We start from the raw sequence: 1,308 nt of genomic DNA, 5'->3' as shown, positions 1-1,308 counted from the left end.
GGGCCTTGACCCCGGATTTTGAACACGTCTATGCGGCTTGGGTCAGGGTAGTTGCAGCTGGCTGGAGGTCGTTCTCGTAGGCGATCGGGGACCGGTGGCCGAGGCGGGAGTGCCGGCGGCGGGTGTTGTATCGGGTCAGCCAGCGGAACGCGTCGAGCCTGGCCTCGCGCTCGCTCGACCAGGCTTTGCGGCCTTTGAGCGTCTCTCTCTTGAAGGCGGCGTTGAAGCTTTCTGCGGCTGCGTTGTCGGCGCTGGATCCGATCGCGCCCATGCTCTGCCGGATCCCGGTTGACCTGCAGATTTCAGCGAAGGCCCTGCTCGAATATTGGGATCCGTGGTCCGTGTGCATGATCGCTCCGGCCAGGTTTCCACGGGTCCGCTCGGCTGCCGCCAGGGCGTCGATGACGAGCTCGGTTCGCATGTGATCGGCGATCGCCCACCCGGCCAGCCGACGCGAGCACAAGTCGATGACGGTCGCGAGGTAGAGCGGCTTCGCGCCGCTGACCGGCAGGTATGTGATGTCGCCGACGTACTTTTTGTTGACGTCGGCTGCGGTGAAGTCGCGTCCGATCAGGTCCGGTGCCTTCGACGCGGCTTGGTCTGCGACGGTGGTGCGGTGCCGGCGGCGCAACCGGACTCCCTCGAGTCCGATGGTCCGCATGATCCTGGCGACCCGCTTGTGGTTGACCACCGGACCCTCCTCGTCGCGGAGTTCCGCGGTGATTCTGGGGGCTCCGTAGGTGCCGTCGGAGTCCTGGTGGATCTTGCGTATCCGGGCCGCGAGCCCGGCCTCGACGCTCTGTCTGACCGCTCTCGCGGCCGCGGTGCGACGCCAGTAGTAGAAGCTCGAACGGGCCAGGCCGAGGATGTCGCAGAGCCGCTTCACGCCGTGACGGCGCTGGTGATCGTCAACGAACTGGTAGCGGTTCACCAGCGCGTCTCCGTCGCGAAATACCGGGCCGCCTTGCGGAGAATATCCCGTTCTTCCTCCAGCTCACGGATCCTCTTGCGGGCGGCGGCCAGCTCCGCCTGAACGGCGTCGCCGACGGCCTGCGAGGTGGCCGGCGGTGCGGAGTGGGCGACAGGTCCGCGGCCGTCGGCGGCCCGGATCCAGTTCCTCAGCGTCTCGGTGTTCACCCCGAGATCACCGGCGACCGACTTGATCGTCGCTCCCGGCCTCGAGCGGTACAACGCGACCGCATCCGCCTTGAACTCGGCCGGGTAATGCTTCATCCCCACGGGGACTCCGTTCTCCTGGACCATCAAGATCCAAGTGTCTCCGGTGTCCAAAATCCGGGGTCAAGGTCC

Annotated in this window: 1 protein-coding gene; it reads right to left on the bottom strand. The window is 66.5% G+C overall.

The window, feature by feature from the left end:
* Positions 1 to 28: 28 nt before the first annotated feature.
* A protein-coding gene (locus ACFYMC_RS29805) for an IS3 family transposase (protein ID WP_388531295.1) occupies positions 29 to 1,239 on the bottom strand; the annotation gives its coding sequence in 2 pieces (ribosomal slippage) (positions 29 to 948 and positions 948 to 1,239; 1,212 coding nt in all).
* Between the last annotated feature and the right edge of the window lie 69 nt (positions 1,240 to 1,308).

Origin of the sequence: Streptomyces sp. NPDC006879, assembly GCF_042869595.1 — a bacterium.
Lineage (GTDB): Bacteria > Actinomycetota > Actinomycetes > Streptomycetales > Streptomycetaceae > Streptomyces.
This window is presented reverse-complemented; position numbering and strand designations above follow the sequence as displayed.